General features: G+C 55.8%; 16 protein-coding genes and 5 tRNA genes. 15 read left to right on the top strand and 6 right to left on the bottom strand.

What is annotated here, in order from left to right; translation table 11 throughout:
* Positions 1-3 precede the first annotated feature (3 nt).
* From F3J31_RS18575 to F3J31_RS18565, 3 genes are all read right to left on the bottom strand, one after another.
* On the bottom strand, positions 4-753 hold the full coding sequence (locus F3J31_RS18575; RefSeq protein ID WP_025910491.1) for a hypothetical protein: 750 nt from the start codon (positions 751-753) through the stop codon (positions 4-6).
* A gap of 103 nt (positions 754-856) precedes the next feature.
* On the bottom strand, positions 857-1,873 hold the full coding sequence (locus F3J31_RS18570; RefSeq protein ID WP_045907861.1) for a LacI family DNA-binding transcriptional regulator: 1,017 nt from the start codon (positions 1,871-1,873) through the stop codon (positions 857-859).
* 179 nt (positions 1,874-2,052) lie between these two features.
* Complete coding sequence (locus tag F3J31_RS18565) at positions 2,053-2,715, bottom strand: OmpA family lipoprotein (protein WP_024909080.1); 663 nt, start codon at positions 2,713-2,715, stop codon at positions 2,053-2,055.
* 210 nt (positions 2,716-2,925) lie between these two features.
* On the opposite strand from F3J31_RS18565, the gene F3J31_RS18560 reads away from it, so the two are divergent.
* The gene (locus tag F3J31_RS18560) at positions 2,926-5,205 is read left to right on the top strand and encodes a molybdopterin guanine dinucleotide-containing S/N-oxide reductase (protein ID WP_240152777.1); all 2,280 of its coding nucleotides are present in this window, start codon (positions 2,926-2,928) and stop codon (positions 5,203-5,205) included.
* On the opposite strand, the gene F3J31_RS18555 is transcribed toward F3J31_RS18560, so the two are convergent.
* A complete protein-coding gene (locus tag F3J31_RS18555) occupies positions 5,168-5,614 on the bottom strand; it encodes an N-acetyltransferase (RefSeq protein ID WP_045907860.1) in 447 nt (148 codons plus the stop codon). The genes F3J31_RS18560 and F3J31_RS18555 overlap by 38 nt on opposite strands.
* Entirely contained in the window at positions 5,592-6,173 is a 582-nt protein-coding gene (gene tag, locus F3J31_RS18550) for a DNA-3-methyladenine glycosylase I (protein ID WP_111967681.1), read from the bottom strand. The genes F3J31_RS18555 and tag overlap by 23 nt, the downstream gene beginning before the upstream one ends.
* Positions 6,174-6,327: 154 nt before the next feature.
* Here tag and F3J31_RS18545 point away from each other — a divergent pair, with 154 nt between their 5' ends.
* The 9 genes from F3J31_RS18545 (at position 6,328) to dppF (ending at position 16,924) form a co-directional block, all read left to right on the top strand.
* On the top strand, positions 6,328-7,026 hold the full coding sequence (locus F3J31_RS18545) for an autotransporter domain-containing protein (RefSeq protein ID WP_167214623.1): 699 nt from the start codon (positions 6,328-6,330) through the stop codon (positions 7,024-7,026).
* Between the two features lie 238 nt (positions 7,027-7,264).
* On the top strand, positions 7,265-8,467 hold the full coding sequence (locus F3J31_RS18540) for an MFS transporter (protein WP_167214620.1): 1,203 nt from the start codon (positions 7,265-7,267) through the stop codon (positions 8,465-8,467).
* A gap of 256 nt (positions 8,468-8,723) precedes the next feature.
* Positions 8,724-10,415 carry a kdo(2)-lipid A phosphoethanolamine 7''-transferase gene (gene eptB / locus F3J31_RS18535; protein WP_045907857.1) on the top strand — a complete coding sequence of 564 codons (1,692 nt, stop codon included), beginning with the start codon at positions 8,724-8,726 and terminating at the stop codon, positions 10,413-10,415.
* Between the two features lie 91 nt (positions 10,416-10,506).
* Positions 10,507-10,583, top strand: a tRNA-Pro gene (locus F3J31_RS18530).
* A 620-nt stretch (positions 10,584-11,203) separates the two neighbouring features.
* On the top strand, positions 11,204-12,811 hold the full coding sequence (gene dppA / locus F3J31_RS18525) for a dipeptide ABC transporter periplasmic-binding protein DppA (protein ID WP_045907856.1): 1,608 nt from the start codon (positions 11,204-11,206) through the stop codon (positions 12,809-12,811).
* Between the two features lie 177 nt (positions 12,812-12,988).
* Positions 12,989-14,008: a dipeptide ABC transporter permease DppB gene (dppB, locus tag F3J31_RS18520; RefSeq protein WP_008502770.1), complete on the top strand. Its 1,020-nt coding sequence runs from the start codon at positions 12,989-12,991 to the stop codon at positions 14,006-14,008.
* Between the two features lie 9 nt (positions 14,009-14,017).
* A complete protein-coding gene (gene dppC, locus F3J31_RS18515; protein ID WP_008502771.1) occupies positions 14,018-14,920 on the top strand; it encodes a dipeptide ABC transporter permease DppC in 903 nt (300 codons plus the stop codon).
* 10 nt (positions 14,921-14,930) lie between these two features.
* Positions 14,931-15,914: a dipeptide ABC transporter ATP-binding protein gene (dppD, locus tag F3J31_RS18510; RefSeq protein WP_008502772.1), complete on the top strand. Its 984-nt coding sequence runs from the start codon at positions 14,931-14,933 to the stop codon at positions 15,912-15,914.
* Positions 15,911-16,924 carry a dipeptide ABC transporter ATP-binding subunit DppF gene (dppF, locus tag F3J31_RS18505; protein WP_008502773.1) on the top strand — a complete coding sequence of 338 codons (1,014 nt, stop codon included), beginning with the start codon at positions 15,911-15,913 and terminating at the stop codon, positions 16,922-16,924. Before dppD ends, dppF begins: the two co-directional genes overlap by 4 nt.
* Positions 16,925-16,967: 43 nt before the next feature.
* On the opposite strand, the gene coaA is transcribed toward dppF, so the two are convergent.
* Positions 16,968-17,918, bottom strand: coding sequence for a type I pantothenate kinase (gene coaA, locus F3J31_RS18500; protein ID WP_021242480.1), 951 nt, complete (start codon positions 17,916-17,918; stop codon positions 16,968-16,970).
* 317 nt (positions 17,919-18,235) lie between these two features.
* Between coaA and F3J31_RS18495 the strand changes: the two genes are divergently transcribed.
* From F3J31_RS18495 to F3J31_RS18475, 5 genes are all read left to right on the top strand, one after another.
* Positions 18,236-18,311: transfer RNA gene (locus tag F3J31_RS18495), tRNA-Thr, on the top strand.
* 8 nt (positions 18,312-18,319) lie between these two features.
* A tRNA-Tyr gene (locus F3J31_RS18490) sits at positions 18,320-18,404 on the top strand.
* A 117-nt stretch (positions 18,405-18,521) separates the two neighbouring features.
* Positions 18,522-18,596, top strand: a tRNA-Gly gene (locus F3J31_RS18485).
* A gap of 6 nt (positions 18,597-18,602) precedes the next feature.
* Positions 18,603-18,678: transfer RNA gene (locus F3J31_RS18480), tRNA-Thr, on the top strand.
* A gap of 118 nt (positions 18,679-18,796) precedes the next feature.
* The coding region (locus tag F3J31_RS18475; protein ID WP_019725119.1) for a GTP-binding protein at positions 18,797-19,133 on the top strand (337 nt) is incomplete at its 3' end.

Below are 19,133 nucleotides of genomic sequence, written 5' to 3'. Positions count from 1 at the left end.
GGTTTACTCCTCGCGCAGCAGGTTGACGTAATGGCGGGTAACGGCGGTTAAATCCGACCCTTCCAGCGGGAATTCGATACCGCGCGGGGCATCGGCAGGCAGCTGGCCGAGCAGATCCAGCCAGCGCGCATCGGCGCGGTCCGGTGCGACGGCGCGGAAGTTATCTTTATGCGGCACGGCGGCTTTCACGTGGATATAGCTCACCGCAGGGGCCAGATGACGCGCGGCCTCTTCCGGCGAGTCGCCCACCCACAGCCAGTTGCCCATGTCGAAGGTCAGCGTGACGGGGAGCGCCATTTCCCGACAGGCGGCCTGGAAACGCTGCATGGGCGCGAGCTGTCCGCAGTCGGTCTGATCGTTCTCCACGACCAGCGCCATACCGCTGGTGTTCAATAGCGTACGCAGGGCGTCGAGTGGTTGCGTGTCGCTGAAATGGCCGAGGGAAACCTTCAGCCACAGGGCGTTCAGGGTGTTGGCTTCAGAGAGATAGTGGGGCAGGTCCGGGTTGAGGGTGCCGTCGGGCATAAACAGGGCGGCGGGTGCGGAGTAGCACGCCAGCAGGCCCAGCAGCTCAATGGATTCGCCCAGCGCAGGCAGCGCCAGCAGCTCTTCGCTGTTGAACAGCTCGCGGCGGATCTCCACGCCGTCTGCCCCCGCGCCAGCAATAACGGGAAGCATTGCCCGTTGACCGCCCGCCTGCCGCACCTGTTCCGCACCGTACGCGGCGGTGACCACCATAATTTTCCTGCCCATCTTCGGACTCCATCGCAACATATCAATACTATTACGCTAGATGGAACCGGTTCCAAAGAAAAGGTCAGGATGTTGAATTTATGATCGCTATCACAAGGGAAATTTAACGCGCGGTAGAGCCACGAACGATCAGTTCTCCGGAGAAGACCTGCTCGCGAACGGCATCGCTGGTGCCTTCAATACGACGAACCACTTGTTCAACAGCAGCATAGCCAATCTGCCAGGTGGGTTGTTTGAGGGTGGTAATGCCTACGCCAGCCAGTTCCGCCCATTCCAGTTCATCGAATCCCAGCAGACCAATGTCGCTGCCCCAGTGCAGGCCAATGCGCTTGAGCGAGCGGGCAACCTGCAGGGTCAACGCCCCGTTGGCGGAGATAACGGCTTTTCGCATCCCGCGATGGCGCATGTGGAACTGACGCAGGGTGTTGTCGAGCTGCGCGGCTTCGTGCAGCGGCGTTTCGGCATTTTCGGCGATCACGCCGGGATAACGCTCCAGCGTGGCGCGAAATGCGCTCAGGCGTTCACGACGGGTGTTGACCATCCCCAGCGGTTCACTCAGAAACAGAATGGCCTCGAAGCCCTGTTCAATCAGATGTTCGGTGGCGGTTGTCGCGGCCTGGGTGTTGTCCAGCCCGACCACGTCGCAGGCAAATTCCGGGATTTTACGGTCGATGAGGACCATGGGCAGGGAGGATTGCTGCAGGCGATTTAATCCTTCTTCACGCATGCCTACCGCGTTGACCACAATCCCTTCCACCTGATAGCTGCGCAGCAGGTCGAGATAATGCAGCTCCTGGTCGACTTCGTTGTTGGTATTACAGACCAGCGGCGTAAAGCCTTTCTCGCGACAGGCGGCTTCGATACCGCTGAGCACGTTCACGGAGTAGGGGTTGGTGATATCGGCGATGATCAGCCCGATAAGGCGGGTGCGCCCGCGTTTGAGCCCGCGCGCCATGAGGCTGGGACGGTAGTCGAGATCGGCAATGGCCTGTTCAATACGCGCCAGCAACGCATCGGACAGCAGGTGTTTCTCGCCGTTAAGATAGCGCGAAATGCTGGTTTTACCGGTTTTGGCGGCTTTCGCCACGTCGCTGATGGTGGCCCGGGCTGGTTTGCTCATCACTGATTTCCCTGAATTTAGTGAGAATACCTTAGCGGGAAAATCGGACGAATCAAGTAATTTGCCCGGTGACGCTGCGCTTACCGGAGGTTGCGGTCTGATGCCCTCACCCCAACCCTCTCCCACGGGAGAGGGCGCAAACACTAAAAACGGCAACGGGGTTGCCGTTTTGCTTTTACCTACTGAATTGGGCTTAACGTAATCTCAACACGGCGGTTCTGCGCTTTGCCTTCCGCCGTGCTGTTGCTGGCTATAGGGTTGGCAGGGCCCATGCCGCTGGTGCGGATGCGGTTTGCTTCAACGCCCTGGGTGATGAGTGAGCTGGCCACGGCATCGGCGCGCTGCTGGGACAGACGCATGTTCAGATCCTGGCTGCCGGTGCTGTCGGTGTAGCCCATCACGTTCACCGCGGTCTTGTTGTACTCTTTCAGCACCATCGCCACGCCGGTCAGGGTATTCGCGCCAGCCGGTTTCAGCGTTGCGCTGCTGCTGTCGAAGGTCACGTTGTTCGGCATGTTCAGGATGATGTTATCGCCGCTGCGCGTCACGCTCACGCCGGTTCCCTTCATTTTGTCGCGCAGTTTTGCTTCCTGCACGTCCATGTAATAGCCAACGCCGCCGCCCAGCGCTGCGCCCGCTGCTGCGCCAATCAGCGCGCCTTTGCCGCGGTCTTTCTTGGAGGAGGAGAGCGCCCCAACGCCTGCGCCGACCAGCGAGCCGATACCCGCGCCAATGCCGGATTTACCCGCTTCGCGTTCACCGGTGTAAGGGTTGGTTGTGCAGCCAGAAACAGCCAGGGCACCGCTCACCAGAGCGGCAATAACGAGTACGCGTTTTTTCATCTTCTTTCCTTAATCCTTTTTATTCTTTGCCACGGCGAGCGTGGCAGTTGATTATGACGTCCAGATACGGAGAAAATTCCGGGTATAACTCTGAAATTTGTGACAAACCATAAACGGCCTCAACAAGAAGGCCGTAACCTGCACGCAACCAGGAGCGCACGCTTGAGCACCTCAACGAAAACCATTCTGACCGCCGCCCACTGGGGGCCGATGCTGGTCGAAACCGATGGCGAAAATGTTCTGTCGTCTCGCGGAGCATTGCCAACACAACATCCCAACTCTTTACAGACCGTCGTTCGCGATCAGGTGCATAGCAAAACGCGCGTGCGCTGGCCGATGGTGCGTAAAGGTTTTCTGGCCTCGCCGGACAAGCCGCAGGGTATTCGTGGGCAGGATGAGTTTGTTCGCGTGAGCTGGGATGACGCGCTGGCGCTGATCCACACCCAGCACAAGCGCATTCGCGACAGTTACGGTCCGTCGTCGATTTTCGCCGGGTCCTACGGCTGGCGCTCTAATGGGGTGCTGCATAAGGCGTCGACGCTGCTGCAGCGCTATATGAGCCTGGCGGGAGGCTATACCGGTCATCTGGGGGATTACTCCACCGGTGCGGCGCAGGCGATCATGCCGTACGTCGTGGGCGGGAACGAAGTGTATCAGCAGCAGACCAGCTGGCCGCTGGTGCTAGAGCATACCGATGTGGTGGTGCTGTGGAGCGCTAACCCTCTTAACACGTTGAAAATTGCCTGGAATGCCAGCGACGAGCAGGGCATTGGCTATTTCGACGCGCTGCGCAAAAGCGGCAAGCGCATCATCTGCATTGACCCGATGCGCTCTGAAACCCTGGATTTCTTCGGCGACAGCGCCGAGTGGGTTGCCCCGCATATGGGCACCGACGTGGCAATGATGCTCGGTATCGCCCATACCCTGGTGGAAAACGGCTGGCACGATGTCGAATTCCTGACGCGCTGTACCACCGGCTTCGATAAGTTCGCCGACTACCTGACGGGCCAGTCCGATGGCGTGGCGAAAACGGTAGAGTGGGCAGCAGAGATTTGCGGTGTTCCTGCGGATAAACTCCGCGAACTGGCGGCGTTATTCCATAAAAATGCCACGATGTTAATGTCCGGCTGGGGGATGCAACGCCAGCAGTTTGGCGAGCAGAAACACTGGATGCTGGTGACCCTTGCCGCGATGCTTGGGCAGATCGGTACGCCGGGCGGCGGTTTTGGTCTCTCCTATCATTTTGCCAATGGCGGTAACCCCACGCGTAAAGCGGCGGTGCTGGCGTCTTTGCAGGGCTCGGTGCAGGGCGGCGTGGATGCGGTGGATAAAATCCCGGTGGCGCGTATTGTTGAAGCCCTGGAAAATCCGGGCGGTTTTTATCAGCACAATGGTCTGGACCGCCACTTCCCGGATATTAAATTTGTCTGGTGGGCGGGTGGGTCAAACTTCACACACCATCAGGATACCAATCGCCTGATCCGCGCCTGGCAGAAGCCGGAGCTGGTGGTGATTTCAGAGTGCTTCTGGACCGCCTCGGCGAAACACGCCGATATCGTCCTCCCGGCGACCACCTCGTTTGAGCGTAACGATCTCACCATGACCGGCGACTACAGCAATCAACATATGGTCCCGATGAAGCGCGTTGTCGCCCCGCGTGATGAAGCGCGTGACGATTTTGACGTGTTTGCTGAACTGAGCGAACTGTGGGAAGCGGGCGGAAGCGCGCGTTTTACTGAAGGGAAAAACGATCTGCAATGGCTGGAAACGTTCTACCAGATTGCCGGGCAGCGCGGCGCGGCGCAGGGCGTGACGCTTCCGCCATTTGCTGAGTTCTGGGAGGCGAACCAGATTATTGAAATGCCGGAGAGCGAACAGAACGCGCAGTTTGTTCGTTTCGCTGATTTTCGACGCGATCCGGAGAACCATCCGCTGAAAACCGAGAGCGGAAAGATTGTGATCTACAGCGAGCGTATCGCCAGCTTTGGCTATGCTGACTGCCCGCCCCATCCTACGTGGCTCGAGCCGGACGAATGGCACGGCAACGCCCGGCCGGATCAGCTGCAGGTGTTGTCTGCCCATCCTGCGCACCGTCTGCACAGTCAGCTTAACTATACCTCCCTGCGCGAGCAGTATGCGGTCGCCGGACGAGAGCCGATCACGCTGAATACCCTCGACGCGAAAGCGCGCGGGATTGCGGACGGCGACGTGGTGCGCGTCTGGAATTCGCGTGGACAGGTGCTGGCAGGGGCGGTGGTGAGCGACGGTATTAAGCCGGGCGTGATCTGCATTCATCAGGGCGCATGGCCTGACCTTGAGCTCGCCGAAGGCGGTATCTGCAAAAACGGGGCGGTTAACGTGCTGACCAAAGATCTCCCCAGCTCGAAGTTGGGGAATGGCTGCGCAGGAAACACGGCGCTGGCCTGGGTCGAGAAATATACGGGTCCCGAGCTTACCTTAACGGCGTTTGATCCGCCTGCCAGCTCATGATCCAGGTCGGGTGCTGGGTGTCATCCTGCCAGGCGCTGTCTTCAATGCGAAAGCCCTGCGCATGGTAGAAGTTCACCGCCCGGACATTTTTCTGATACACCTCCAGGGTTAAGTGCGGAAAGCGCTGTTGAACATGGTTCAGCAGCGCGCGCCCGATCCCTTTCCCGATGCATGACGGCGCTACAAACAGGGCGCCGACAAACTGAGACTGCATCACGCTGATAAATCCGCAAGGTTCGCCGTCCTGTTCCCAGACCCAGGTTTCAGCGGAGGGCAGGTAAACATCCCGCACCATGGCCTCATTCTCTTTCCAGTAATTCGGCGCGATAAACGGATGCGCTTCTGTAGTGCTTTCAAGCCACAGGCTCAGAAGCGGCGCGGTATTTTCACTTTGCCATTTGCGGATCATGATGACCTCCCGGATGACAGAAGCAGCCGGTAACGTGGTCGTTGACCAGGCCACAGGCCTGCATAAAGGCGTAGCAGATGGTGGAGCCGACAAACTTAAAGCCGCGTTTTTTCAGGGCCTTCGAGAGCGCATCCGAGGCTGGGGTGGAGGCCGGGATGTCCGCGAGTGTGGCAGCGTGCGTGACTTGCGGAGTGTTGTTCACAAACGTCCAGACAAAATCTGAAAATGATTCGCCGTTTTGCTCCATCGCCAGATAAGCCCGTGCGTTACCGATGATGGCCTGGATCTTACCGCGATGGCGGATGATGCCGGCATCCTGCACCAGTCGTTCCACGTCCTCATCGGTCATCGCGGCGACGGCGACGGGATCGAACTGATGGAAGGCGTTGCGGTAATTTTCGCGTTTCTTCAGTACCGTAATCCATGACAACCCCGCCTGCTGGCCCTCAAGGCAGATCATCTCAAAGAGCTTTTTGCCATCCGTTTCCGGCACGCCCCATTCCCGATCGTGATAGTCGATATAAAGCTGATCCTGGCTTACCCAACCGCAACGTTCCATCCGTCATCTCCCTTATTGATACTGATTTTGCAAAAAATTCGTTCTGACCGGCTTGACGTGTTTACTATAAAGACAATAGTTAATACAAGGTCTATAAGCTCTTCCTGAATAACGACAAATATCGCCGAATTCGGCTCTCTCTGGGGTCGCGTTGATGATGATAAAAAAAATCAGTGGTCGCCATGCTGTGTCTGGCCTGGTGGGAATTTCAGCCTGCCTGTTTTTTTGTAATACAGCGTCTGCCTGGCAACAGGAATATATCGTTTCAGACGCCCAAAATAATACGGCGGAACGCTATACATGGGACGCGGATCACCAACCGCGCTATGAGGATATTCTCGCTGAGCGTATTCAGTCTTCGCAAAACACCCCGGGTCTTGCCCTGAATATACCGTCTGGCAGTACGGCAGAGGGGGCGATGAGCGTGGGCTGGAATTTTCCCGTTTCAGCGCGCATCAGCACTGGCCCGGTGGTGGCGTGGCGTTATGACGGCACGGCTCCCATGATGATCAACGAGTTTGGTGATAGCGCGTCGACACAGTCAGTTACGGACCCGCTCTGGCATGCCAGCATCAGCACGCTGGGGTGGCGCGTGAATACCCAGTACGGCGATCTCCGACCCTGGGCGCAGATCAGCTATAACCAGCAGTTTGGTGAAAACCAGTGGAAATCGCAGTTTGGTATGCCACAAACGCCCGCCCCTGCTCAAAACGGTAGTTGGATGGATGTCACCGTAGGAACGGATATTCCCTTTAATACACACATGGCAGCCTATGCGTCGCTGGCTCAGGGGGAGCATACCACTACCGGTGAGGAGTTTTTATACACCCTCGGCGTCAGCGCGAATTTCTAGAGTTGTTACTTTTTTAAACGTTACGATAACATCTCGAATACAACAACCACAGGGTTTACAGCGATAGCAGGTACTAACACGCTATCGCTTTATTCCCGTGCCAGGTCATTCATTCCCGATTCCAGGCATTTCATTCCGTTCCGCCTGCATTTCATGCCGTTTTACCCCAGGCATATTAAGGTTTTGTTTATCGTTGTCCTCAGCGAACTTCCTTAATTTCTCTTGCAGGACAACTGCCATGAACACATCAACCTATAACCGCACGCGCTGGCTCACGCTCTTTGGTACCATCATCACTCAGTTTGCGCTGGGGTCGGTCTATACCTGGAGCCTGTTTAACAGCGCGCTTTCCGACAAACTCGGCGCGCCGGTCAGTCAGGTCGCGTTCTCCTTTGGTTTGCTGAGCCTGGGTCTGGCGATTTCATCTTCCGTCGCGGGCAAACTGCAGGAGCGTTTTGGCGTGAAGCGCGTGACCATGGCGTCCGGTATCCTGCTGGGGCTGGGCTTTTTCCTGACCGCGCATTCCAGCAACCTGATGATGTTGTGGCTAAGCGCTGGCGTGCTGGTGGGGCTGGCGGACGGTGCGGGGTATCTGCTGACGCTGTCAAACTGCGTGAAGTGGTTCCCGGAACGTAAAGGCTTAATCTCGGCGTTTGCCATTGGTTCTTACGGTTTGGGCAGCCTCGGGTTCAAATTTATCGACGCCCATCTGCTGGCATCCGTCGGTCTCGAAAAAACCTTCATGATCTGGGGCGCTATCGTGCTGGTGATGATTCTGTTCGGCGCCACGCTGATGAAAGATGCGCCGCAGCAGGAAGTGAAATCTGTAAACGGCGTGGTGGAGAACGACTTCACCCTCGCGCAGTCCATGCGTAAGCCACAGTACTGGATGCTGGCGGTGATGTTCCTGACGGCCTGCATGAGCGGTCTGTATGTCATCGGCGTGGCGAAAGATATCGCGCAGGGGATGGTGAAACTGGATGCAGCCACGGCGGCCAACGCGGTGACCGTGATCTCCATTGCTAACCTCTCAGGTCGTCTGGTCCTCGGTATTCTGTCTGACAAAATTGCCCGCATCCGCGTGATTACGATTGGGCAGGTGGTTTCGCTGGTCGGTATGGCGGCGCTGCTGTTTGCTCCGCTGAATGAAGCCACCTTCTTCGCGGCGATTGCCTGCGTGGCCTTTAACTTCGGCGGCACCATTACCGTCTTCCCGTCACTGGTGAGCGAGTTCTTTGGCCTGAACAATCTGGCGAAAAACTATGGGGTTATCTATCTGGGCTTCGGGATTGGCAGTATCTGCGGCTCGCTGATTGCCTCCCTGTTCGGCGGGTTCTACGTGACCTTCTGCGTGATCTTTGCCTTGCTGATTATCTCGCTGGCGCTGTCCACGACGATTCGTCAGCCGCAGCGTGAAGTCTTCAAAGAGGTGCACGCCTGAGACGTTAAATAAGGCCGGTTATCCGGCCTGTTTCTTATGTGAAAACCGAGGCTTTGCTGGCGTTGTCAAATTCCTGAAGTGTTTTTTGTAAATAACTGTACCGATCACACACTCTGCTGCCACTTTTCCCTTCCTCTGTGGTCTACTTACCACGCCTGTCGTCGTTTCACTGAACGATCCCCTGTGCGTATATGTAATCTGCCCACGTAATAATCAGCGTGGGCGGTGGTACTGTCCCTTGTTCCGGGTAGCTTGCATGAAATACATTAAATCGATGGCGCAACAAAAGCTCTGCTTTTTGCTGGCGTTGTACATCGGCCTGTTTATGAATGGCGCAGTTTTTTTTCGTCGGTTTGACGGTTATGCGCATGATTTTACCGTCTGGAAAGGAATTGCAGCGGTTGTCGAATTGGTCGCTGCGGTACTGGTCACCTTCTTTTTATTCCGTATTCTTACCCTGTTTGGCCGTCGCGTGTGGCGAGTGCTGGCAACGTTTATCGTGCTGTGCTCGGCGGGTGCCAGCTATTACATGACCTTTATGAACGTGGTGATTGGCTACGGCATTATTGCCTCGGTGATGACCACGGATATCGACCTCTCTAAAGAGGTTGTAGGGCTCCACTTTATTCTCTGGCTGGTGGCCGTCAGCGCCTTGCCGCTGCTGCTCATCTGGAGCAACCGCTGCCGCTACACGCTGGTTCACCAGATCCGCACGCCCGGAAAGCGATTCAGAAGCGTCGCCGTGGTGTTGCTGGCGGGCCTGATGGTCTGGGGGCCGATTCGCCTGCTGGAAGTGAAGCAGAAGAATGATGAACGTACCTCCGGCGTGGATCTGCCAAGCTATGGCGGTGTGGTCGCCAACTCGTATTTGCCGTCTAACTGGATCTCCGCGCTGGGGCTGTATGCGTGGGCGCAGGTGGATGAGTCCTCGGATAATAAGTCGCTGATAAACCCGGCGAAGAAATTTACCTATGTTGCGCCAAAGGATATCGACGATACCTACGTCGTCTTTATTATCGGAGAGACCACGCGCTGGGATCATATGGGTATTCTCGGCTATAACCGAGATACCACGCCGAAACTGGCGCAGGAAAAGAACCTGATTGCCTATCGTGGCTATTCCTGTGATACCGCCACCAAGCTCTCCCTGCGCTGTATGTTTGTGCGCGAGGGCGGGGCGAGTGACAACCCGCAGCGTACGCTAAAAGAGCAAAACGTCTTCTCGGTGCTGCATCAGCTTGGATTTACGTCTGACCTCTATGCGATGCAGAGCGAGATGTGGTTCTACAGCAACACCATGGCGCAAAACATCTCCTACCGCGAGCAGATTGGCGCAGAGGCGCGCAACCGTGGAAAACCTGTCGATGACATGCTGCTGATAGATGAGATGAAACTCTCCCTCAACGGTAAGCCTGATGGCAAGCACATGATCATCCTGCATACCAAAGGGTCGCACTTTAATTACACCCAACGCTATCCGCGTAGCTTTGCCAAATGGACGCCGGAATGTGTCGGGGTGGATAAAGACTGCACCAAAGCGCAGCTGATTAACTCCTACGATAACTCCGTAATGTATGTGGATCACTTTATTGATACGGTGATTGACCAGGTTCGTGATAAGAAAGCGATCGTCTTCTATGCGGCAGACCACGGTGAATCCATCAATGAATACGAGCATCTCCACGGTACGCCACGCAAGATGGCGCCGCCGGAGCAGTTCCGCGTGCCAATGATGGTGTGGATGTCCGACAAGTATCTGGAAGACCCGGAGAAAGCGAAGATGTTTGCTCAGCTGAAGAAAGAGGCGGAGATGAAGGTGCCGCGTCGTCACGTTGAGCTGTATGACACCATCATGGGTTGTCTCGGCTATACCTCACCGGATGGTGGAATTAACGAAAACAACAACTGGTGTAAACTCCCTGATAACAGCGCAAAAGCCGCGCAGTAGCTGCTCTGGCGAGAATATCGCCAGTTGAATGGCTTTTTGAAAATAAGGGATTGACGGGGGCGCACCTCAGCAGTAAGATGCGCTCCGCATTCGGCGAGTAGCGCAGCTTGGTAGCGCAACTGGTTTGGGACCAGTGGGTCGGAGGTTCGAATCCTCTCTCGCCGACCACATTCCGAAAAGGGCTAACCGCAAGGTTAGCCCTTTTTGCATTATGACCTTACCCCACCAGAGTATCCAAAACGCCTGTTAGACCGGCTTCTTCCTGTCTGTTAACGATTTTGTGACATAATCCATTGTATTTTTTTATATATAGATTGATCTTTTTTCGCGTTGCTTATGGATAAGCTCAGCATTTTTCGCTGTGCGTTTTAACGTTCGCGGTATTTAGTGCTCAGATAATCACCATTCTGCAAGAAAATTTACCCATTCTGAATAAAAGTTAATCACTGATTGTGGCGAAATAGGGAGAGAGTTGTGCTGCAACATGGCGAGTAGCATAAATTTCCCTGCTGAAAACTGGCGCTCGTGGTTTTTTTAATCTTTGTTTGCGGTTTCTCACACTCAGCGTAAATCCCCGTCACCTGTATTGACGTTTTCACATTCTGTTGACAGATTGTAGGGCATGAGGGGCATTTCAGGGACGATCTGCGCTGCAACTCAAACGCTCTTCTGAAAGGATTCTCCATCCCTTTAACGCCTTCGGGCACCTCCGACCGGACCGGGTAAAAAATAAATAAAGGTCTGGCGGCGTAACACAACAAAGCAAAACATCACATTGGAGCAGAATAATGAGTATTTCCTTGAAGAAGTCAGGGATGCTGAAGCTTGGTCTGAGCCTGGTGGCTATGACCGTGGCAGCAAGCGTACAGGCAAAAACCCTGGTTTACTGTTCTGAAGGCTCGCCGGAAGGCTTTAACCCACAGCTCTTTACCTCTGGTACGACGTACGACGCAAGCTCTGTACCGATCTATAACCGTCTGGTTGAATTCAAAACCGGTACCACGGAAGTGATTCCGGGTCTGGCTGAGAAGTGGGACGTCAGCGAAGACGGTAAAACCTATACCTTCCACCTGCGCCAGGGCGTGAAGTGGCAGGACAGCAAAGATTTCAAACCAACGCGCGACTTTAATGCCGACGACGTTGTGTTCTCCTTCGACCGTCAGAAAAACGCCCAGAACCCGTACCACAAAGTCTCTGGCGGCAGCTATGAATACTTCGAAGGGATGGGCCTGCCGGATCTGATCTCTGAAGTGAAAAAAGTGGACGATAATACCGTTCAGTTCGTGCTGACGCGTCCTGAAGCGCCGTTCCTGGCTGACCTGGCCATGGACTTCGCCTCTATTCTTTCCAAAGAGTACGCGGACAACATGCTGAAAGCCGGTACGCCGGAGAAAGTCGACCTGAACCCAATCGGTACCGGTCCATTCCAGCTGCTGCAGTACCAGAAAGACTCCCGTATTCTGTATAAAGCGTTCGAAGGCTACTGGGGCACCAAGCCGAAGATTGACCGTCTGGTCTTCTCCATCACGCCTGATGCGTCCGTACGTTATGCAAAACTGCAGAAAAACGAATGTCAGGTGATGCCATACCCGAACCCGGCTGATATCGCCCGCATGAAGCAGGACAAGAACATCAACCTGCTTGAGCAGGCTGGCCTGAACGTGGGCTATCTCTCTTTCAACACCGAGAAGAAACCGTTTGATGACGTGAAAGTGCGTCAGGCGCTGACCTACGCGGTGAACAAAGAAGCGATTATCAAGGCGGTTTACCAGGGCGCTGGCGTTGCAGCCAAAAACCTGATCCCACCAACCATGTGGGGCTATAACGACGACGTTAAAGACTACTCCTACGATCCTGAGAAAGCGAAAGCGCTGCTGAAAGAAGCGGGCCAGGATAAAGGCTTCACCGTCGAGCTGTGGGCGATGCCGGTACAGCGTCCGTACAACCCGAACGCACGCCGTATGGCAGAAATGGTTCAGGCTGACTGGGCTAAGATTGGCGTTCAGGCCAAGATTGTGACCTACGAGTGGGGCGAGTACCTGAAGCGCGCCAAAGCGGGTGAGCACCAGGCAGTCATGATGGGCTGGACCGGTGATAACGGGGATCCGGACAACTTCTTCGCCACCCTGTTCAGCTGCGCGGCGGCAAAAGACGGTTCTAACTACTCTCGCTGGTGCTACAAGCCGTTTGAAGACCTGATCCAGCCGGCGCGTGCGACCGACGATCACAACAAACGTATTGAACTGTACAAGCAGGCGCAGGTTGTTATGCACGATCAGGCTCCGGCGCTGATTGTGGCTCACTCCACCGTGTACGAGCCAGTGCGTAAAGAAGTGAAAGGCTACGTGGTTGATCCACTGGGCAAACACCACTTCGAAAACGTATCGGTTGAATAATTAAAAGCAACGCCAGGCGGCGCTGCGCTTGCACTGGCCTACGGTCTGTAGGTCGGGTAAGCGTAGCGCCACCCGGCAGCAGTGCTTAATTCTCTCTCTGAAAGGAGAGGGGATAAGATTTGTGAGCAATACAGACGTCACGCCACTGGTCGTGCGTCATCAGAGAGAATCCGGGTTATGTTGCAGTTCATCCTCCGACGTCTGGGACTTGTTATCCCCACGTTTATCGGTATCACCCTTCTCACTTTTGCCTTCGTCCATATGATCCCCGGCGACCCGGTAATGATTATGGCGGGCGAGCGTGGTATTTCCCCTGAGCGCCATGCACAGCTGTTGGCTGAACTCGGCCTCGATAAGCCGATGTGGCAGCAGTATCTCCACTATATCTGGGGCGTGCTGCACGGTGATTTAGGGATTTCGTTGAAAAGCCGTCTTCCGGTGTGGGACGAGTTCGTGCCGCGTTTTAAAGCGACACTGGAGCTTGGCGTCTGCGCCATGATTTTCGCCACCGCGGTGGGTATCCCTGTTGGGGTACTGGCTGCCGTCAAGCGTGGCTCTATTTTTGACCATACCGCCGTGGGCCTGGCGCTGACCGGCTACTCCATGCCTATCTTCTGGTGGGGCATGATGCTGATCATGCTGGTCTCGGTGCAGCTAAACCTGACACCAGTTTCCGGGCGCGTCAGCGATATGGTCTTCCTGGACGACTCCAACCCGCTCACCGGCTTTATGCTGATTGATACGGCTATCTGGGGTGAAGAGGGCAACTTCATGGATGCCGTCGCGCATATGATCCTGCCTGCCATGGTGCTGGGCACTATTCCTCTGGCGGTGATCGTCCGTATGACCCGTTCATCGATGCTGGAAGTGCTGGGTGAGGATTACATCCGCACCGCCCGCGCCAAGGGCCTGACGCGTATGCGCGTCATTATCGTCCATGCGCTGCGTAACGCCATGCTGCCGGTAGTGACCGTTATCGGTCTCCAGGTGGGGACGTTGCTGGCGGGGGCGATCCTGACCGAAACCATCTTCTCCTGGCCGGGCCTGGGACGCTGGCTGATTGACGCGCTGCAGCGCCGTGACTATCCGGTTGTGCAGGGCGGTGTTCTGCTGGTCGCGACGATGATTATCCTCGTCAACCTGCTGGTCGATTTGCTGTACGGCGTGGTGAACCCGCGTATTCGTCATAAGAAGTAAGGGGCCATCATGTCACAGGTTTCTGAAAACAAAGTTGTTGCTGCACCGGTTCCGATGACGCCGATGCAGGAGTTCTGGCACTACTTCAAGCGCAACAAAGGCGCGGTGGTGGGGCTGGTGTATGTCGCTATCATGATCCTGATTGCGGTGTTCGCAAACGTGCTGGCGCCGTATAACCCGGCGGATCAGTTCCGCGATGCGCTGCTCGCCCCGCCTGCCTGGCAGGACGGCGGTAGCCTGGCGCACCTGCTGGGGACCGATGATGTGGGCCGCGATGTGCTGTCGCGTCTGATGTACGGTGCGCGCCTGTCGCTGCTGGTCGGCTGTCTGGTGGTGGTGTTATCTCTGATTATGGGGATCGTGCTGGGTCTGGTTGCCGGTTACTTCGGCGGCATTGTTGATAACATCATCATGCGTATCGTCGACATCATGCTGGCGCTGCCAAGCCTGCTGCTGGCGCTGGTGCTGGTGGCGATCTTCGGGCCGTCGATCGGTAACGCCGCCCTGGCGCTAACGTTCGTGGCGCTTCCTCACTACGTGCGTTTAACCCGCGCGGCGGTGCTGGTGGAAGTGAACCGCGACTACGTCACGGCGTCTCGCGTAGCGGGGGCCGGTGCGATGCGCCAGATGTTTGTCAATATCTTCCCGAACTGCCTTGCGCCGCTGATCGTTCAGGCGTCGCTCGGTTTCTCTAACGCCATTCTTGATATGGCCGCTCTTGGCTTCCTGGGCATGGGTGCGCAGCCGCCAACACCGGAGTGGGGCACCATGCTCTCCGACGTGTTGCAGTTCGCACAAAGCGCCTGGTGGGTTGTCACCTTCCCGGGTCTGGCAATCCTGCTGACGGTGCTGGCATTTAACCTGATGGGTGATGGCCTGCGTGATGCGCTTGATCCCAAACTGAAGCAGTAAGAGGCACGAGATGGCGTTATTAAATGTAGATAAATTATCGGTGCACTTCGGCGATGAAGGCACCCCGTTTCGCGCCGTGGACCGCATCAGCTACAGCGTCAATCAGGGCGAAGTGGTGGGTATCGTTGGGGAGTCCGGTTCCGGTAAGTCAGTGAGCTCGCTGGCGATCATGGGGCTGATTGATTACCCGGGCCGCGTGATGGCGGAAAACCTGCAGTTCAACGGTCAGGACCTGAAGCGCATTTCTGAAAAACAGCGCCGCCAGCTGGTGGGCGCGGAAGTGGCGATGATTTTCCAGGATCCGATGACCAGCCTGAACCCGTGCTACACCGTCGGTTTCCAGATTATGGAAGCGATTAAGGTGCACCAGGGCGGGAATAAGAAAACCCGTCGTCAGCGGGCGATCGATCTCCTGAACCAGGTGGGTATTCCTGACCCGGCATCCCGTCTGGACGTTTACCCGCACCAGCTTTCTGGCGGGATGAGCCAGCGCGTGATGATCGCCATGGCGATTGCCTGTCGGCCAAAGCTGCTGATTGCGGATGAACCGACGACGGCGCTGGATGTGACCATTCAGGCACAAATCATCGAGCTGCTGCTGGAGCTGCAGCAGAAAGAGAATATGGCGCTGGTGCTGATTACGCACGATCTGGCGCTGGTGGCCGAAGCCGCGCACAAAATCATCGTGATGTATGCCGGCCAGGTGGTCGAGACCGGAAATTCGCACGATATCTTCCGCGCGCCGCGTCACCCGTATACCCAGGCGCTTTTACGCGCGCTGCCGGAGTTTGCTCAGGATAAAGCGCGTCTGGCATCGCTGCCGGGTGTGGTGCCGGGTAAATATGACCGTCCGCAGGGCTGTCTGCTCAATCCGCGCTGTCCGTATGCGACGGACAAATGCCGGGCGGAAGAGCCAGAGCTGAACCAGCTGGCTGACGGTCGTCAGTCGAAATGCCACTACCCACTCGATGATGCCGGGAGGCCAACACTATGAGTACGCAACAGGCCACCACGCAACAGCCGCTGTTGCAGGCCATCGACCTGAAAAAATATTACCCGGTGAAGAAGGGACTGTTTGCCCCTGAACGCCTGGTGAAAGCGCTGGACGGCGTCTCCTTTAACCTCGAACGCGGTAAAACGCTGGCGGTGGTGGGAGAGTCAGGCTGCGGGAAATCGACGCTGGGCCGTCTGCTGACGATGATTGAAGTGCCGACCGGCGGTGAACTTTATTATCAGGGCCAGGATCTGCTCAAGCACGATCCGCAGGCGCAGAAGCTGCGTCGCCAGAAAATCCAGATTGTGTTCCAGAACCCGTATGGTTCTTTGAACCCGCGTAAAAAAGTGGGGCAGATTCTGGAAGAGCCTCTGCTGATTAACAGCAATCTGAGCAAAGAGCAGCGCCGTGAAAAAGCGCTGGCGATGATGGCGAAGGTCGGCCTCAAAACCGAGCATTACGACCGCTATCCGCATATGTTCTCCGGTGGCCAGCGTCAGCGTATCGCCATCGCACGCGGTCTGATGCTTGACCCGGACGTAGTGATTGCCGATGAGCCGGTGTCGGCGCTCGACGTCTCCGTGCGGGCGCAGGTGCTGAACCTGATGATGGATCTGCAGCAGGAGCTGGGACTCTCTTACGTGTTCATCTCCCACGACCTGTCGGTGGTGGAGCATATTGCCGATGAAGTGATGGTGATGTACCTGGGGCGCTGCGTGGAGAAGGGGACCAAAGACCAGATCTTTAATAACCCTCGCCACCCGTACACCCAGGCGCTGCTGTCCGCGACGCCGCGTCTGAACCCGGACGATCGTCGTGAGCGTATTAAGCTGACGGGAGAGCTGCCAAGCCCGCTGAATCCGCCGCCGGGATGTGCATTCAACGCCCGCTGCAGCCGTCGCTTTGGCCCCTGTACCCAGCTACAGCCGCAGCTGAAGGAGTATGGCGGCCAGTTGGTGGCCTGCTTCGCGGTCGATCAGGATGAAAACGGCGAGAAGCCACACGCATAACGAAAAAAACCGGCGCTAAGCCGGTTTTTTTATGTCTGCTTTATTATTTCCGCAGGCGAATCTGGTCGACGGCGTGCTTCTCGCTCTTGGTGAGGATCAGGCTCGCGCGCTCGCGCGTCGGCAGGATGTTCTCTTTGAGGTTCACGTAGTTGATCTCATTCCACAGCCCCGTCGCCACATTGATCGCTTCTTCTTCAGAAAGCTGAGCATAGTGGTGGAAATAGGAGTCCGGATCGGTGAACGCCCCTTCGCGGAACTTCAGGAAGCGGTTGATGTACCAGTTCTGCAGCAGATCTTCCGGCGCATCGACGTAAATAGAGAAATCGACGAAATCCGAGACAAAGACGTGATGCGGATCGTGAGGATAGTCCATACCGCTTTGCAGCACGTTCAGACCTTCCAGAATGAGAATATCCGGCTGGACCACCGTTTTATCCCCACCCGGAATGCGATCGTAGATCAGGTGCGAATAGACCGGCGCTGTTACGTGAGGCACGCCGGATTTCAGGTCGGAGACAAATTTCACCAGACGGTGCATATCATAAGAGAGCGGGAAGCCTTTCTTCTTCATCAGCCCGCGTTCTTTTAAGACTTCGTTTGGATGCAGAAAGCCGTCGGTCGTGATCAGCTCCACGCTGCGGTGTTCCGGCCAGCGGCTCAACAGCGCCTGCAGAACGCGTGCGGTGGTACTTTTACCCACGGCCACGCTGCCTGCGATACTAATGATATAAGGAATGCGTTGACCGTTCGTCCCGAGAAACTGCTCCAGCACCGCCTGACGACGCAGGTTCGAGCTGATATAGAAGTTAAGCAAGCGAGAGAGGGGGAGATAAATTTCTGCCACCTCTTCAAGGGACAGATCTTCGTTTATCCCTTTTAACCGTGCGATTTCACCTTCCGTCAGCGTCATAGGGACGGAATCACGCAGGGCAGCCCACTGGCTGCGGTTAAAGTGAAGATAAGGCGTCATTAACGTTTGCTCTTTTTTGCTCATAAGCATGCTTCAGTGAGCCAGCGCTATACTGCCGGATCGTGGCTCATCACACAGTTAATTTTGGACAATGGGCAGGAGGTTAACACCAGATGGCAGGAATAATAAGAAAAAAGATGGATAGCGCTGCGTTACGCGGAAGCCGTCACGCTATGGTGTATATAGTGTAAATCACGCGTGCATGTTGATTATTTGACCCGTAATGACTACTTTTACAGCGCTTAGCGCTTCGTTCGCATAAAATGTGAGCGAAAGAACGTTTTATGCAAATTTTTAGTTGCATGACCGCGCAGGTATCCATAGAATGCGCGCTACTTGATGCCGACTTAGCTCAGTAGGTAGAGCAACTGACTTGTAATCAGTAGGTCACCAGTTCGATTCCGGTAGTCGGCACCATCAAGTCCGGTGGGGTTCCCGAGCGGCCAAAGGGAGCAGACTGTAAATCTGCCGTCACAGACTTCGAAGGTTCGAATCCTTCCCCCACCACCACTTTCTGGCAGCGTAAATGCCGCCGGAGCTGGTTGGAAAAATTAGCCAGCTCAAACTGAAAAAGAGAGAAATCTCTTTTTTTGTTACAGAAAGAACTGGGTAGCCGAGTTTCAGGATGCGGGCATCGTATAATGGCTATTACCTCAGCCTTCCAAGCTGATGATGCGGGTTCGATTCCCGCTGCCCGCTCCAATACGTGCTGATATGGCTCAGTTGGTAGAGCGCACCCTTGGTAAGGGTGAGGTCCCCAGTTCGACTCTGGGTATCAGCACCACTTCACTTCTCCTTCCCGTTTCTCTCTGTTTCAATTTTACTGTATTCAACAATTCAGGCATTTCGCCTGGTTGATGTGGTGATATCACCGATTTATCCGTGTCTTAGAGGGACAATCGATGTCTAAAGAAAAGTTTGAACGTACAAAACCGCACGTTAACGTCGGTACTATCGGCCACGTTGACCATGGTAAAACAACGCTGACCGCTGCAATCACTACCGTTCTGGCAAAAACCTACGGTGGTTCTGCTCGTGCATTCGACCAGATCGATAACGCACCAGAAGAAAAAGCTCGTGGTATCACCATCAACACCTCTCACGTTGAGTACGACACCCCGACTCGCCACTACGCACACGTAGACTGCCCAGGCCACGCCGACTATGTTAAAAACATGATCACCGGTGCTGCGCAGATGGACGGCGCGATCCTGGTTGTTGCTGCGACTGACGGCCCAA

The organism is Enterobacter sp. Acro-832 (genome assembly GCF_011752745.1).
In the GTDB taxonomy this organism is placed as follows: domain Bacteria; phylum Pseudomonadota; class Gammaproteobacteria; order Enterobacterales; family Enterobacteriaceae; genus Enterobacter; species Enterobacter quasiroggenkampii.
This window is presented reverse-complemented; position numbering and strand designations above follow the sequence as displayed.

What these genes read in the sequence shown, in the direction of transcription:
- F3J31_RS18575 (WP_025910491.1), bottom strand. Translation starts at nt 753, where the DNA reads ATGGGCAGGAAAATTATGGTGGTCACCGCCGCGTACGGTGCGGAACAG.
- F3J31_RS18570 (WP_045907861.1), bottom strand. Translation starts at nt 1,873, where the DNA reads ATGAGCAAACCAGCCCGGGCCACCATCAGCGACGTGGCGAAAGCCGCC.
- F3J31_RS18565 (WP_024909080.1), bottom strand. Translation starts at nt 2,715, where the DNA reads ATGAAAAAACGCGTACTCGTTATTGCCGCTCTGGTGAGCGGTGCCCTG.
- F3J31_RS18560 (WP_240152777.1), top strand. Translation starts at nt 2,926, where the DNA reads ATGCTGGTCGAAACCGATGGCGAAAATGTTCTGTCGTCTCGCGGAGCA.
- F3J31_RS18555 (WP_045907860.1), bottom strand. Translation starts at nt 5,614, where the DNA reads ATGATCCGCAAATGGCAAAGTGAAAATACCGCGCCGCTTCTGAGCCTG.
- tag (WP_111967681.1), bottom strand. Translation starts at nt 6,173, where the DNA reads ATGGAACGTTGCGGTTGGGTAAGCCAGGATCAGCTTTATATCGACTAT.
- F3J31_RS18545 (WP_167214623.1), top strand. Translation starts at nt 6,328, where the DNA reads ATGATGATAAAAAAAATCAGTGGTCGCCATGCTGTGTCTGGCCTGGTG.
- F3J31_RS18540 (WP_167214620.1), top strand. Translation starts at nt 7,265, where the DNA reads ATGAACACATCAACCTATAACCGCACGCGCTGGCTCACGCTCTTTGGT.
- eptB (WP_045907857.1), top strand. Translation starts at nt 8,724, where the DNA reads ATGAAATACATTAAATCGATGGCGCAACAAAAGCTCTGCTTTTTGCTG.
- dppA (WP_045907856.1), top strand. Translation starts at nt 11,204, where the DNA reads ATGAGTATTTCCTTGAAGAAGTCAGGGATGCTGAAGCTTGGTCTGAGC.
- dppB (WP_008502770.1), top strand. Translation starts at nt 12,989, where the DNA reads ATGTTGCAGTTCATCCTCCGACGTCTGGGACTTGTTATCCCCACGTTT.
- dppC (WP_008502771.1), top strand. Translation starts at nt 14,018, where the DNA reads ATGTCACAGGTTTCTGAAAACAAAGTTGTTGCTGCACCGGTTCCGATG.
- dppD (WP_008502772.1), top strand. Translation starts at nt 14,931, where the DNA reads ATGGCGTTATTAAATGTAGATAAATTATCGGTGCACTTCGGCGATGAA.
- dppF (WP_008502773.1), top strand. Translation starts at nt 15,911, where the DNA reads ATGAGTACGCAACAGGCCACCACGCAACAGCCGCTGTTGCAGGCCATC.
- coaA (WP_021242480.1), bottom strand. Translation starts at nt 17,918, where the DNA reads ATGAGCAAAAAAGAGCAAACGTTAATGACGCCTTATCTTCACTTTAAC.